Consider the following 14810-nt stretch of genomic DNA (forward strand, 5'->3'; position numbering starts at 1 on the left):
TCTTCAACAGACTCATGAACTAATTCAAGCTCTTGCTCAAACATAAAAAATCCCCACCAGAATACTGGTAGGGATTATCTTTCATCTGCAAGATCGGTCAAGTGCCCTTAAACGATCGGCATTGGATATATTTATCGGCCTTTTTATTTATATTATTGATTTCGATAATTGATTTCGATAATTGATTTTTAACCATAAAACCAATAACACACACCGATGGCAGCACTAATACCTGCAAAATCTGCTGCTAAACCACACCCTAGTGCATGACGACCATTACGGATCCCCACTGAACCAAAGTACACAGCCAACACATAAAATGTTGTTTCGGTACTGCCTTGTAAAATAGCTGCTAGTCGGCCCGCAAAAGAATCAACTCCGTGATGACTCATGGTTTCTAACATCATCGCACGCGCACCAGAACCGCTAAAAGGTTTCATGAACGCGGTTGGCATCGCATCAATAAAGCGCGTATCGGCGCCTAATGCACTCACGCCACTTGCTAACAGCTGTAAGGCATAATCTAACGCCCCTGAAGCCCTAAGAAACCCAATGGCTAATAACATCGCCAGCAAATAAGGGATTAGCTGAATTGCTTGGCTAAAGCCCTGTTTAGCGCCATCAACAAACTCGTCATACACCGCAATTTTGCGATAACCTGCGACTAAAATAAAACTTAAAATCAGCAACAACAGTATACCGTTACCTAACACCATAGACACCTGGCCTATCGCATCGGCGGATAATGTCACCAAATAAGCAATCCCGGCCATGAATACACTCATAATGGTTGCAGCATAAGCCAAAATAACACTATTGATTAACGAGATACGCTGCACTAACGCGACAACCAATAGTCCCACAACGGTGGAAACACTTGTGGCCAATAAAATGGGTAAAAAGATATCAGCAGGATTAGCCGCACCTTGTTGGGCACGATAAAGAAAGACTGTTACAGGGACTAATGTTACTGATGAAGTATTTAATACTAAAAATAAAATTTGGGCGTTGGTTGCTACTGATTTTACAGGGTTAAGAGTTTGCAGATCATGCATCGCTTTTAAGCCTAAAGGCGTTGCTGCATTGTCCAGTCCCAGCATGTTAGCAGTAAGATTCATGCTAATGCTGCCATAGGCGACATGTCCACGAGGAACTTCTGGCATCAACTTAGACAGTAAAGGTTCAAATATGCGGGCAAACAAACCCACCACACCGGCCTTTTCACCGACTTGCATCAAGCCCATCCATAACGCTAACACACCAATTAAGCCAAGCGAGATGTCAGCGGCTAACTTAGCACTGGCAAACAATGCCGTCACCGACTCGCTTAATACATCGACATTGCCATTCACTAATTGAATCGAGATAGACAACGCAGCAATGATAAAAAATAATAACCACACTCTATTTAGCACACACCACTCCATTAGCCAGTCGGTTTTATTAACGTCAATATACAGTAATCATTGCCAAACAGGGTGTACAATTCCGTGATATGATCGCTTCAATTACTGCAACAATAATGTATCATTTCTTATTATGGCCCAATTAAATATAAACTTTATCAATCACATTGAGAAAGAGTTACCCGCTCACTTGGCTTTAGAAGAGTTTATCGCCTATTGTGATAAACCACTTCGTAAATCCATTCGAGTGAATACGCTTAAAATCAGTACTGCACAATTTGTCAGCATCATGACTAAAGCCGGCTGGCAACTGTCTCCAGTACCTTGGTGTGCTGACGGATTTTGGATTGATGGTAAAGATGATATCCAACTGGGTAATGCCATTGAACATATTCAAGGGCTATTTTATATCCAAGAAGCCAGCTCAATGCTGCCGCCGACCGCATTATTTTCCAATGAAACCGCCGCCGAAATAATCTTAGATGTCGCTTCTGCACCAGGTTCTAAGACAACGCAAATCGCAGCCTTAATGAATAACAGTGGCTTATTAGTCGCTAATGAATATTCTGCCAGTCGCGTTAAAGTATTACACGCTAATGTGTTACGTATGGGGGCCAGCCACACCGCCCTAACCCATTTTGATGGCCGAGTCTTTGGTGAATATTTATATGAATCGTTTGATGCAATTTTATTGGATGCTCCTTGTGGCGGCGAAGGCACCGTCCGTAAAGATCCCTTGGCATTAAAACACTGGGATATTGAAGATGTTACTGCGATTGCTGAAACCCAAAAAGATCTTATCGAATCAGCATTTTTAGCGTTAAAGCCAGGCGGAGTGTTAGTCTATTCGACTTGTACTCTAAGCCAGTTAGAAAACCAACATATCTGTTATCACTTACAGCAAACTTACCCTGATGCGGTTGAGTTTGTGTCACTGGCTGAGTTATTTGATGGTGCAAATAAAGCATGCACTAAAGAAGGTTTTTTACATGTTTGGCCACAAATTTACGACAGCGAAGGTTTTTTTGTCGCTAAAATTCGTAAAACCGCCTCAGTCGAGCGAGTAAAAAAACAGCCTAAATTACAAAAAAACTTTCCTTTTACTCCCGTAAACGAAAAGCAAAAAGTGGAATTAACACAATACTTTCAAAACAACTTCTGTCTCGAGTTACCCAGCGATGACGTGATCATGTTGCGTGACGATGAATATTGGTTGTTTCCAGCCCAATTTATTCCTTTTATAGGCAAGATGCGTTTTCAACGTATTGGCATTAAGCTCGCTGATGCGATGAAAAAAGGCTACAAAGCTAAACATGAAGCCGTTATTGCTTTATCGGCAGCAGCGCATAATCCAGCAAAAACCATGGAATTAAGTGCGGCGCAAGCACAAGGTTTTTTAATGGGTCGTGATATTGCTACAAGTACTTTTGATCAACCGACACAGCAGCAGTTAGCCATCATGCCACAAGGCGAAATGTTAGTGAGTTATCATAAAGTCGTGCTTGGGGTTGTAAAACATTTAGGCCATAGACTGAAAAACAATTTACCGCGTGATTTGGTCCGCGATAACGTTAACTTGAGCCTATAGCACGCTACACTATTTCGATGAGCAAGAATAAAGAATATAAAACATAATTATCAATGAATTACTATAAAACACAGTGATAAAACAGAGTGCTAAACCAACATTATTAATTAAATTTTATGCACAACACAATTTGAGTGCCTATAATTAATTCATGTTCGACTCAGTATTTGGCATTTTAAGCTATCTTAAGATGCCACAACAGTAGCGCAAGGCTCTTAATCGAGCCCTTTCCCTAGGCCCAAAACAATTGGATAGTTTTGGGCCTTTTTTTATTATTTCAACCAACGGTACGCCCTAAAATGTGCTTAACTCATAGGTTCATGGTGGTATTTGAGTAACGTTAGCGCAATTATTTAAGCAACTGCGCTAACGTTATTTTGTTTGCCTGCACAGCAGGCATATCAGAACTTTATTGCCGCGAAGTCTGAGGATTGAATTAGCTTCAATCTTGAACTAGCTGCAGATTTGAATTAGCGGCCAACTAACTTAGCGGCATCTTTAAATAAATTAAAAAAGTTATCCGTGGTGTATTGAGCTAACTCTTCGAATTTTTCACCGCGCAATTCTGCGACAAATTCGGCAACATCTCGAACATAAGCAGGCTGATTTTCTTGGCCACGATGCGGCACCGGAGCTAAATAAGGTGAATCGGTTTCGACCAGTAATCGGTCTTTTGGTACTTGGCGAATAACACTGCGCAATTCACCTGCATTTTTAAACGTTACAATTCCTGAAACAGAAATATAAAAGCCTAAATCAATAGCGGCTTTGGCCATTTCCCAGTTTTCAGTAAAGCAATGCAGCACACCACCCACTTTGTCGGCATGACCGGCTTTTAGCATATTAATGGTATCTTCACGGGCATCGCGAGTATGTACAATTAATGGTTTACTCACCTCAACAGCTAACGCAATTTGTTGTTCAAAGCACTGTTGTTGCAAGGTTTTTGTGTCATTTGAATAGAAATAATCTAAGCCTGTTTCGCCAATGGCAACCACTCTGGGATCTTGTGCAAAACGTTTAATGTCTTCAATATTCAACCCTTCTTGTACATCGAGAGGATGTACGCCAGAAGACAAAAACACATTATTAAAGGCAGACATTTTATCTCGCATGGCTTCAAAGCCTTGCTGACGAACGTTGACGCACAATAGATAGTCAACGCCTTGAGCTTTGGCATTGTCCATAATGAATTGTAAACTGGCTGAGTCTGGGGCCGCTTTTAAGCGGTCAAGGTGGCAATGTGAATCAATTAGCATGGGAATTCTTTCGCAACTACATTAACAAATAAAACAGATGCGCAAGAATACCTAGCTACATAGTGCAGGTCAAATCGCTAGAGGCAAGTTCGCTTGATAATAATTTTTCAATATGATGTTTATGACTTTCAACATCAGTTTTAATTTTAACCCCAATACCCGCTGGGCGCCCACCAGATGCACCTAATGGATTAATCCATACCACTGTGCCTTTAAACTCGTTTGTTTGGGTGGCATTAGGCAATCGATAAGAAATAGTAAGCTCTTGGCCTAAAAAATGACTTTCTGTAGTCGCAACGAATAAACCTGCAGGCTTAATAAAAGGCATATAAGCACGATAAAGTTTATGTAATGTATCGTAATTAACAACAAGATCGACCATAAATAATTATTTTCTTTCCATAAGCAGGTTAAAAATCAATATAAAAACGTTTTAATGGGTCAACTGTCTAAATGTGAGCACATATTGTTGACACAAGGCTGGCGCGTTCACACTCGGCATTGTTTCAAGTCTATGACACATGGTCATCACACGCCCAGCAAGTTCAATGACTTTTGATTGAACCAGTGGATTTAATGACTGACGACTTGTGTTTTCAGTTTTTAGCTTATTACTTTTTAACACATATTGGCGCAAGTACAAATACAAAACATTAAGTGCATCAACAATTTGTTGTTCAGACACCTTCAATAAACTGTTGCTTAAATGACCCGTTTGTAAACTTTGGGCCCAATCTTGGCGAAATGTCAGCAGTTGTTGATAATGCTGACTGGTTAAACTATTTGCTAACGCAAGAGGACCACCAACAACACTAAGACACCATGTAACATCATGGATTTTGCCATCGGCATTGGCTGGCGGTAACAACTGCTGCGCCGCTAACCACTGATGGATCTCGTTTTTAGTTGGCTCAACAAAATTAAGCGTTTGACAACGACTGGTAATGGTCGCTAGTAACTGGGCTGATGTATTGGTTTGCAAAATGAGTACAACATCATCGCCAGGTTCTTCAAGGGTTTTCAATAATGCATTAGCCGCTGCCAAATTTAAGCGTTCGGCATTAACGATTATAGCTACACGTGCGCCACCTTGCTGAGCCGTTTGGGTTAACGCTTGGCAGAGCTGACGAATTTGATCGACTTTAATTTGGTTGCCATCTGGTTCGATTATATATAAATCAGGATGATTACCTGCTGCCAATAACAAACAACTTTTACACTGGCCACAAGCACCAACCGGAGTGAGTTGCTGGCAAAGCACAGTTTGCGCTGCGGCCTTAGCAAGCTTATCGCCCCCTAATGCTTTATCGATGTTGAACAAATGCGCATGACTGCTTTTGCCTCGATAATGCTGGTCAACAAAACGCTGATGTGGATCGGCTAACCAAGGCAGCTGGTCAATCTGATAATCACTCATGTCGGCACATTATCCCTTTTAATATCAATCACTGTTCACTCATAAGAGTGGATAAATGGCGTTGTAATTGTATACCAATATCATTATGCACTTGTTCCATGGATTGACTGGCATCAATCACCACAATGCTGTCATCTTCATGGGCTAATTGTAAGTAGGTTCGTCTGGCTCGCTCAAAAAAATCAATCGCTTGTTGCTCTATTCTATCAAGCTCGCCACGACTGGCTGCACGGCTTAAGCCTAACGTAGGATCAATATCCAAATATAAAGTGAGATCGGGTTTAAAACCACGTAAGCAAGCATCACTGACCGCTTTCACTAATGGCATTAACCCTCGGCCACCACCTTGATAAGCTAATGATGACAGATTGTGTCTATCGCCAAGTACCCATTGACCCGCAGACAAAGCAGGCTTAATAACATTGGCAATTAATTGTGTTCGCGCTGCATAAATAAGTAAGCATTCTGCTTCATCGCATAATGGATCTGTCTCATCGGCAATTTTAACTAAATCGCGCATTTTTTCTGCCAAAGGAGTCCCGCCCGGCTCACGAGTACACACAGGAGCCTGACCGATATGCCGCTTAATAATATCGTTAACAAGGGCTATCGCGCTTGATTTACCCGCGCCTTCTAATCCTTCAATGACAATAAACTTGCCTTGCTGTTGAGTCATTTTCTTTTTCTCTGAAATTCGTTTACGGCATTATTATGGGCTTTCAACGTAGATGAAAACACATGACTGCCATCATTGCGTGAAACAAAGTACAAGTAATTTACTTTGGCTGGATTAGCGGCGGCAAATAATGATGCGCGACTTGGTGCAGCGATAGGCGTTGGCGGTAAACCATCAATCTTGTAGGTATTGAATGCCGTTGCTTCGCGTAAATCTTTACGAGTAATATTACCTTTATAACGTTCACCCATGCCATAAATTACCGTGGGGTCGGTCTGAAGACGCATACCTTTTTTAAGTCTATTATTAAACACTGCAGACACCCAATCACGCTCTTCAGGTTTGCCCGTTTCTTTTTCAATAATAGACGCAATAATTAATAATTCGTAAGGTGATGATAGGGCTAAATCAGGGTCGCGACCTTCCCATGCTTGCGCTAAGCTTAACTGCATCATGGTGTAGCTGCGGTTTAAAATCGTCTGTAAGTTATCATCTGCATGATAATGGAATGTTTCTGGATAGAACTTACCCTCAGGCAAACCAGAGGTATCGCCATTTTGTAATAGCACTTGGTTAAAGTCGTCGGTATTTTTTGCTAAATGCTCAGTCGTGGTCAGTGCTTGCTGCCACTCGGCAATGGTTTTACCTTCGATTAAGGTGATGCTGAAAACCACTTGTTGGCCTAAGTACAGCCGTTTTAATAACGCTTCTAATGTATCGCCTGGGATCAATTGATACAAACCGGTTTTAATATGGGCAAGCTTAGGTTCAAGTTTGACCAGATATTTAACTTTCCAGCTATCGGTAATCAATGATTGTTGCTCTAGTTGTTGCGCAAGCTTAATCAAACTAGTACCAGGTTCAACCGTTAATGTTTGAATTTCAGTTAACTGTAATGGCTGTTTTTGGTAAGCGATTAAGCCAGATACAAGCCAATATCCTCCAAGACAAAATACTGTAAATAGAGGAATAAGACTGGCTAAAAAAAAGGTTTTTATGGTTTTAATCATGATGATAAATTCACACTCAAAATGTGCCTGAATCGCGGTGTTTGCGTCCAATGGCTAAATTGAAAATCGTCAATGGCAGTTACATCAACAATGCCAAATAAACTGTTCGTTATAAATATATTGTCCGCGGCCTGAATATCACCAAGTGTTAATTGTGTAGCCATAACTGAGAAACCCTGACAGAGCAGAGTATCAATTAATGTCTCACGCATCACACCACTTACGCCCGCATGGGTTATTGCTGGGGTAAACACATGACCATTTTTGACTACAAAAATATTGGCCATGGATGACTCTATCACATTACCGTCACAGTCAAACACTAGCCAATCTTGATGAGTACTCGGTAGAGGTTGTGACTTTATGAGCACCTGTTCCAATCGGTTAAGGTGTTTCATTCCCGCTAGAAGTGGTTGCCTGCCAAGACATATCGGTGATGATGCTAGCGAGATACCAATTTGCTGCCAATCAAGGTAATGCTCAGGAATGGGATGCACTGACACAACTTCTGTAACGTCTGCGCTCAAAGGAGCCTGATAACCACGGCCACCGACTCCACGCGTCAGCAATAGCTTTATACAATGTTGTGGGTATTGTTGGGCGAGTAGGATTAATTGTTGTATTAATAAGTCGCTTGGATGCCACTGAATACTTAGGCGCTCGCAACTTTGCTGCAAACGAGAAATATGCCCGTCAAGGAATAGGATCCCTGCGGGCATATCAGCTGATGCTGTGCGCATGGTTGCGAACACACCATCACCATAAGCAACACCACGATCAAATGGATTTATGAGTCCGTTTTTAACGTGATTAACCCAAACTGGTGCCATTATTTATCCTGGCTGATCCGGCTTGCCACAGCCTCTTGTTGATCTTTGTACTTCGAGCTTTTACGCGTGTTATATGGACGAGCAACCGCAGAGCTTAAGCGCTCGAAATTAAGCGCACCAATCGTCATACCAGGGCGAAGAGCCAACGGCAATTTGCCACTGTTAAAAAACTCAAGTACGATTTTACCTTGCCAACCGGGATCAATACGATGTGCGGTCACATGTACCATCAACCCTAAACGGGCAAGTGATGAACGACCATCTAACCAACCTACAACATCTGCAGGTAAGGTCACACTTTCATAGGTTACCGCTAATGCTAATTCGCCAGGATGAAGGAAAAAAGCTTGATCATCAGCTATTTCAATTTTATCGCTCATGATCCGATCAAGTGCTATTTGCATTTCTGCACTAGGGCCACTTAAATCGATGTAAGGTGCAGTATGGTCTTTAAATACACGAAATTGGCTGCCTAAACGTACATCCACGCTCACTCCCGAAATGGCTTCAATACCAGGACGAGGATCGATAATAATGGTGCCATTATCTAAACATTGCTCAATCTCTATATCAGTTAAACGCATGCTGCACTCTCTTCTAGATAAGGCTACTTCGCCAATAAATGCTGAATTCTAGCTTTTAAAATATCAGTTGCGATACGGTTTTTACCGCCCCGTGGAACGATAATATCGGCATATTGTTTTGACGGCTCAATAAACTGTAAAAACATCGGGCGTACGGTTCGTTTATATTGTGAAATAACCGATTCCATTGTTCTGCCACGTTCAGCAACATCACGAGTTAACCGACGTAAAAAGCAAATATCTAATGGCGTATCCATAAACACACTGGCATCCATTAACTCACGTAATTTAGGATTGGTTAATAATAGAATGCCTTCTAAGATAATCACTTTTTTAGGCTGCATGGTCAACGTGTCGCTAATACGAGTATGCTCAGTATAGCTGTAACATGGAATGCTAACTGGCTCACCTTGTTTAAGCTGAGATAAATGAGACGCTAATAACTGATGGTCTAACGCTTTTGGATGGTCGTAATTAGTTTTGACACGATCTTCCATCGTCAAATGGCTTTGATCATGATAATAAGCATCCTCATTGATCACACCAATTTGATTTGTTCCTAAATCACGACACAATTCTTCAAAAATTGTTTTAGCAATTAAACTTTTACCTGAAGCCGACGCACCGGCAATCCCAATAATGACACACTGCTGAGAATTCATCTCTTAACCTTACTCGTCTTCTGATATGCTAATTTTTACGGTTGATTGTACTTGTTGAAGTGCTAATTCTGCCCCTAGTTTGCGGGCAATTTCGCGATATATCCCTGACACTTCACTTTCTGGTTCGCTCATCACGCTCGGCGTACCATTGTCCATTGATTCACGAATATTGATGTGTAATGGCAGTGAGCCTAATAATGGTACGTTATAACGTTCCGCTATTTGACTACCACCATGAGTACCAAATGGGTGTTCTTTATGGCCACATTCAGGACAAAGATGAAAACTCATGTTCTCGATAATCCCAAGTACTGGAATGTTGACCTTGTTGAACATGGTGATGCCTTTCTTGGCATCCGCTAAAGCAATATCTTGCGGCGTTGTCACTATCACCGCACCGCTAACCGGTACTTTTTGCGATAATGTCAGTTGAATATCACCAGTTCCTGGTGGCATATCGACGATTAAATAGTCTAATTCAGGCCACTGCGTTTCGTTAAGTAACTGTGCTAAAGCACCTGCGGCCATAGGACCACGCCAAACTGCAGCTTCATCACCACTTAGCATAAAGCCAATTGATTGCGCAGAAATGCCATGCACCAATGCAGGTGTCATGTGCTTTCCATCTGGCGATTGTGGACGAAAATTAGGAATGCCCAACATCAATGGAATAGACGGGCCATAAATGTCGGCATCTAAAATACCCACTTCGGCGCCTTCAGCTTTTAACGCTAATGCGAGGTTTACTGCGGTGGTTGATTTACCCACACCGCCTTTACCAGAAGCCACAGCAATAACTTGTTTTACATTAGGAATAGGTGCAATGGCTGGCAGCGCGGAATAAACCCGTGGTTGGAAATCAATTTCACATTCCACTTCATCAATGGCGTCAAGAACAGCCAATTTATTGGTTATTGCCATCACGGTGTCACGGTATTGTGTCATACACGGATAAGGATAAACTAAGCCTAATTGTAGGCGTTTTCCTTCTATCGACAATGCTGTAACACATCCTGCACTGACTAAGCCTTTATGCAAATAAGGATCTTCAAATGCTTCTAAAATATCTAACACTGGTGACAATAATTCATCACTTAATTGATAATTTGTATGCGTATTGACCAAAACGGCAACTCCGAACCAGAAATTTGCACAAGTGTATCAGAACTTGGTAAAAAAATAGCGACTAATAAGCCTTTTTAAGTCATGTTTTGGTGAAAAAAGTCTGCTAATCAGTTAGTATCAGGCAATATTTTTGGTGTAATTTGATATCGAGACAAAATGACAAAATCACAGCGTAAAATACTGGTCACAAGTGCCCTTCCTTATGCCAATGGCCCAATCCATCTAGGCCACATGCTTGAATATATCCAAACGGATATTTGGTCACGTTTTCAAAAGTTACGTGGACATGAATGCCACTACATTTGTGCCGACGATGCTCACGGCACGCCGATTATGCTTAAAGCACAGCAAATGGGCATTACGCCAGAAGAAATGATTGCCCAAGTGCAAAAAGAGCACCAGCAAGATTTCGCGGATTTCAATATCCAGTTTGATAACTTTCACAGTACTCACAGCGACGAAAACCGCATTTTGGCCAGTGATATTTATCTAAAGCTCCGTGATCGCGGTTACATCAAAACCAAAACCATTTCACAATTATATGACCCTGAAAAGTTAATGTTCTTGCCTGACCGTTTTGTTAAAGGCACCTGCCCAAAATGTAAATCTGAAGATCAATACGGTGATAACTGTGACAACTGTGGTGCAACTTATAGTACAACCGATCTGATAAATCCTAAATCGGCAGTCTCTGGTGCTACACCAATAATGAAAGATACCGAACACTTCTTTTTCGACCTGCCAGCATTTGAAGGCATGTTAAAAGAGTGGATTCAATCAGGTTCATTGCAACAAGAAATGGCCAACAAGCTTAACGAATGGTTTGAACAAGGCCTAAAGCAATGGGACATCTCTCGTGATGCACCCTACTTTGGTTTTGAAATCCCTGATGCTCCCGGCAAATTTTTCTATGTTTGGTTAGATGCACCTATCGGTTATATGGGCTCATTTAAAAACCTATGTGACAAGCGTGATGATTTAAACTTTGACGATTTTTGGAGTTTAGACTCTACCGCTGAGGTGTATCACTTCATCGGTAAAGACATTGTTTATTTCCACAGTTTATTCTGGCCAGCAATGCTTGAAGGCGCTGGTATTCGTAAACCGACCAGTGTTTATGCTCACGGCTATGTCACGGTAAACGGTTCAAAAATGTCTAAGTCTAAAGGCACGTTTATTAAAGCGCGTACTTATTTAGATAATTTAGATCCGGAATACCTACGTTATTATTACGCGGCTAAATTAAATAGTCGTATTGATGATTTGGATTTAAATTTAGAAGATTTCGCTCAACGAGTAAACTCAGATTTAGTCGGTAAATTAGTTAACCTTGCTTCACGAACGGCAGGTTTTATCGGCAAACGTTTTGACGGAAAGTTAGCCAAGGTAACCGACAGTAGCTTAACCGACATATTCTTAGCCAAAAGCGAAGTGATTGCCGAATTATATGAAACTCGCGAATTTGGCAAAGCGATGCGTGAAATCATGGCATTAGCTGATATTGCTAACGCCTATGTTGCAGACGCGGCACCTTGGCAATTAGTTAAGCAAGACGATAAACAAGATGAAGCACATCAAGTTTGCAGTAATGCATTAAACTTATTCAGAATCTTGGTCACTTACCTCAAGCCTGTATTACCAAAACTGGCCGGTGATGTTGAAGGTTTTTTACAGTTAACCTTAACGTGGGACAATTTGGGCCAAGATTTATCAGGTCATGAAATAGCGCCATTTAAAGCATTAATGCAGCGTATCGAACCCAAAAGCATTGAAGCTATCATCGATGCCTCTAAAGAGAACTTGCAAGCCAGTAATACGGACGCACCTAAAACCGATGCGCCGACACAAGCCGTTAATCAATTAGAGCAAGATCCTATCAGCCCAGAAATAAGCTTTGAAGATTTCGCAAAAATTGACTTACGGATTGCGCGTATCAGCAAAGCGGAACATATCGAGAAAGCCAATAAATTACTGCGTCTTGAATTAGATTTAGGCGGCGAAACCAAACAAGTATTTGCAGGTATTAAATCTGCTTATGCTCCTGAAGATTTGGTTGGCAAACTCACCGTGATGGTGGCAAACCTTGCCCCACGTACAATGAAGTTTGGTGATTCAGAAGGTATGGTATTAGCTGCAGGTCCTGGCGGTAAAGATCTGTTTATACTAGAACCCCATGAAGGTGCTCAACCTGGCATGCGCGTTAAGTAACTGTTAAATACATAGAAAAAAGACCGCCTCGGCGGTCTTTTCAACAGAAACACATCCAGAAAAACACTACCAGTGATTAAGTGATTAATCTACAAGTATAAAGTAGTGCATTAATGATTAGAATTAACATCAACATCTGATTTTGGCTTTGCATTAACTTCGTTCTGGATATCTACATCTTGTTGGTGAGTGGCATTATCTTCATCCATTGCCTGCTTTAATCGCTCTTCATATAACATAAACAGTTTAATAAAATCGTTACCAAAACGCTCACCCACTGATTCTTTCAACCACATATCGTATAAACGTTTAGAGGCTTCTTTTTCAACCCGCTTATAGGTTGCCTTTCGTCTCAACACATATTCTTCCGAATGACCTAATAACTGTAACGATGACAAGCTGAGTTCAAGAGCTGAATGATGCGTTTCCGACTCGACCGCGTCAGCGCCAGCCTCTTTTAATAAATGCCCATGACCACGGTCAAATGCTCTAGCAACAATCTTAAGTTTAGGGTAGGTATGATGTAAGTATTTAACTAACTCCACACTACTTTCTCTATTATCGATGGCCACCACAAAAAGCGAAGCTTGTTCAATGCCAGCAGTTTTTAATAAATCTGGACGAGTCGCATCACCGAAATAGGCCTTAGTATTAATACGCCTGATAGCGTCGACCTGTGAAACCTGATAATCGAGCACTACGGTTTTAATATTATTCGAAATTAAAAAGCGATTTACCACCTGGCCAAAACGGCCAATACCCGCAATAATCACCGTGCCCTCATCATCAATATTATCCTGTTCACGCTGATTTTTTTTCACTTGAAAGCGTGGATAAATCACTTTATCGAATAATATAAATAACCCTGGGGTTAAAAACATCGATAACGCGACTACGATAGATAAAGTCTGCGCCAGATCAGTTGGAATAACATGCTGTTGAACACTGAAACTCAGTAATACAAAACCAAACTCCCCCGCTTGAGCCAGACATAACGCAAACAACCAACGATCACTGCCCTTAATCCTAAAAATCAACGCTAATAAATACAGCACAAGTGCTTTAATCAGCATAACACTTAAGGTGATTGCAATTATTTCACCAAAATCAGCAAATAGAACCGTAAAGTCGATTCCAGCGCCAACAGTGATAAAAAACAATCCCAATAATAAGCCTTTAAACGGACCAATATTGGCTTCAAGCTCATGCTTAAATTCACTGTTTGCCAGTACAACGCCTGCTAAAAAGGTGCCTAATGCGGGTGATATACCCACTAAACTCATTAATGCCGCAATGCCGATGACCAACATAAGTGCTGCTGCGGTGGAGATTTCACGAGCACCTGATTCGGCGACCATTTTAAATAATGGTCTACTGAGATAGTGACCACCTAACACCACAGCCCCAATAGCTAATACCAGTACAATGGCATATGCCCAACCAGGTAATGAGGCCACTAGGCTTAACTGCTCGTGTTGTTCACTCATACTACTAACTGCAGCTTGGGCTTTCTCAACTAACTCAGGTAAGGCTAATAACGGAATAAAGGCCAACATGGGGATGACCGCGATGTCTTGAAACAACAATACCGAAAATGCGTTCTTTCCGGCGTGGGTTTTATTGAGGCGTTTTTCAGATAAGGTCTGCAACACAATTGCGGTAGAGGATAGTGAAAAAATTAATCCTATCGTTAATGCAATACTCAGTTGGTAGCCCGCATAAATTGCACAAGCCATTACCACCACAACCGAACCCACAACTTGTAAGCCACCAAGACCCAGTAAACGATTACGCATCGCCCACAACATTTTGGGTTCCAGTTCTAAGCCAACCAAAAATAGCATCATCACCACACCAAATTCGGCAAAGTGTTGAATGGTATTGGTTTCACTGCCCACTAAACCAACAATAGGACCAATGACCACACCCGCAATCAAATATCCCAACACGGAACCCAAGCCTAATTTATTCGCTAACGGAACAGCAATGACTGCAGCGGTGAGATAAATAAAAGCCTGTAAAAAGTACTCTGTCATTGGGGGTCC

General features: G+C 41.5%; 13 protein-coding genes. 2 read left to right on the plus strand and 11 right to left on the minus strand.

The genetic code is table 11. From position 1 onward, the window contains the following. Nucleotides 1–188 precede the first annotated feature (188 nt). Nucleotides 189–1415, minus strand: a complete 1227-nt coding sequence (locus H5125_RS07175; RefSeq protein WP_182743895.1) for a nucleoside recognition domain-containing protein — start codon at nt 1413–1415, stop codon at nt 189–191. A gap of 124 nt (nt 1416–1539) precedes the next feature. Here H5125_RS07175 and rsmF point away from each other — a divergent pair, with 124 nt between their 5' ends. Then, the gene (rsmF, locus tag H5125_RS07180; protein WP_182743896.1) at nt 1540–2994 is read left to right on the plus strand and encodes a 16S rRNA (cytosine(1407)-C(5))-methyltransferase RsmF; all 1455 of its coding nucleotides are present in this window, start codon (nt 1540–1542) and stop codon (nt 2992–2994) included. 470 nt (nt 2995–3464) lie between these two features. Here rsmF and H5125_RS07185 read toward each other — a convergent pair whose 3' ends face one another. Genes H5125_RS07185 through apbC form a run of 9 tightly spaced genes read right to left on the minus strand, consistent with a single transcriptional unit; the run spans nt 3465 to nt 10557 of the window. Further along, a complete protein-coding gene (locus H5125_RS07185; protein WP_182743897.1) occupies nt 3465–4253 on the minus strand; it encodes a TatD family hydrolase in 789 nt (262 codons plus the stop codon). Between the two features lie 55 nt (nt 4254–4308). After that, nucleotides 4309–4635: a PilZ domain-containing protein gene (locus tag H5125_RS07190; protein ID WP_182743898.1), complete on the minus strand. Its 327-nt coding sequence runs from the start codon at nt 4633–4635 to the stop codon at nt 4309–4311. Nucleotides 4636–4686: 51 nt separating this feature from the next. After that, nucleotides 4687–5670, minus strand: a complete 984-nt coding sequence (gene holB / locus H5125_RS07195; RefSeq protein WP_059743857.1) for a DNA polymerase III subunit delta' — start codon at nt 5668–5670, stop codon at nt 4687–4689. Nucleotides 5671–5698: 28 nt separating this feature from the next. After that, nucleotides 5699–6346, minus strand: a complete 648-nt coding sequence (gene tmk, locus H5125_RS07200; RefSeq protein WP_182743899.1) for a dTMP kinase — start codon at nt 6344–6346, stop codon at nt 5699–5701. Then, nucleotides 6343–7353, minus strand: coding sequence for an endolytic transglycosylase MltG (mltG, locus tag H5125_RS07205; RefSeq protein ID WP_392343636.1), 1011 nt, complete (start codon nt 7351–7353; stop codon nt 6343–6345). The genes tmk and mltG overlap by 4 nt, the downstream gene beginning before the upstream one ends. Beyond that, the gene (pabC, locus tag H5125_RS07210; protein ID WP_182743900.1) at nt 7353–8186 is read right to left on the minus strand and encodes an aminodeoxychorismate lyase; all 834 of its coding nucleotides are present in this window, start codon (nt 8184–8186) and stop codon (nt 7353–7355) included. Before pabC ends, mltG begins: the two co-directional genes overlap by 1 nt. After that, nucleotides 8186–8770, minus strand: coding sequence for a dCTP deaminase (gene dcd, locus H5125_RS07215; RefSeq protein ID WP_101086970.1), 585 nt, complete (start codon nt 8768–8770; stop codon nt 8186–8188). The genes pabC and dcd overlap by 1 nt, the downstream gene beginning before the upstream one ends. 23 nt (nt 8771–8793) lie before the next feature. Further along, nucleotides 8794–9432 carry a uridine kinase gene (gene udk, locus H5125_RS07220; protein ID WP_182743901.1) on the minus strand — a complete coding sequence of 213 codons (639 nt, stop codon included), beginning with the start codon at nt 9430–9432 and terminating at the stop codon, nt 8794–8796. A 9-nt stretch (nt 9433–9441) separates the two neighbouring features. Further along, nucleotides 9442–10557 (minus strand): iron-sulfur cluster carrier protein ApbC, encoded by a 1116-nt coding sequence (gene apbC, locus H5125_RS07225; RefSeq protein ID WP_101086968.1) that lies wholly within the window; start codon nt 10555–10557, stop codon nt 9442–9444. 156 nt (nt 10558–10713) lie between these two features. Between apbC and metG the strand changes: the two genes are divergently transcribed. Continuing rightward, nucleotides 10714–12765, plus strand: coding sequence for a methionine--tRNA ligase (metG, locus tag H5125_RS07230; protein WP_101086967.1), 2052 nt, complete (start codon nt 10714–10716; stop codon nt 12763–12765). Nucleotides 12766–12875: 110 nt separating this feature from the next. On the opposite strand, the gene H5125_RS07235 is transcribed toward metG, so the two are convergent. Beyond that, the gene (locus tag H5125_RS07235; protein ID WP_162023294.1) at nt 12876–14801 is read right to left on the minus strand and encodes a monovalent cation:proton antiporter-2 (CPA2) family protein; all 1926 of its coding nucleotides are present in this window, start codon (nt 14799–14801) and stop codon (nt 12876–12878) included. Nucleotides 14802–14810: the final 9 nt, after the last annotated feature.

The sequence above is a fragment of the Shewanella sp. SR44-4 genome (assembly GCF_014163715.1).
GTDB lineage: Bacteria > Pseudomonadota > Gammaproteobacteria > Enterobacterales > Shewanellaceae > Shewanella.